This window comes from Flavobacterium sp. LMO6, assembly GCF_009495795.1.
In the GTDB taxonomy this organism is placed as follows: Bacteria; Bacteroidota; Bacteroidia; order Flavobacteriales; family Flavobacteriaceae; genus Flavobacterium.
The window spans coordinates 1-383 of sequence record NZ_WIBH01000074.1 but is presented as its reverse complement, the minus strand read 5'-3'; the positions used below and the strand labels follow the sequence as shown (position 1 = coordinate 383).

Genomic DNA, 383 nt, shown 5'->3' with positions numbered 1-383 from the left:
ACTCTTCTTTGAATGTAAAACATGGTGATGATGATGCCAATTGCCGCTCCATGACTTGCTAATCCTGCAAAACCTGTGAAATGTAAAGTTGGTTCAGTTTTAATTGGTAATAAAATACTCCATGCGTCATCACTAAATAATTCAGGCTCATAAAAAATTACGTGACCCAATCGCGCCCCTAACATAGTAGCCACTAAAGTGTACAAAAATAATTTATCTAATGAGTCAACCGATTCGTTTTCTCTCATGAAAATAGGTTTCATTACATACCAGCCTAATCCAAATGCCAATACCCAAGAAAGACTATAAAAACGTAATAAGAAAAATCCTAAATCAATCCCTTCCGAAGGATTCCAAACCATATTGAGTGTGTGAATCATAAT

1 protein-coding gene is annotated in these 383 nt (G+C 35.2%); it reads right to left on the bottom strand.

Going from position 1 to position 383, the window contains the following annotated elements; translation table 11 throughout:
- A partial coding sequence (locus GFJ99_RS13325) for a prolipoprotein diacylglyceryl transferase family protein (protein ID WP_203228803.1) occupies positions 1–362 on the bottom strand: 362 nt, incomplete at its 3' end.
- Positions 363–383: the final 21 nt, after the last annotated feature.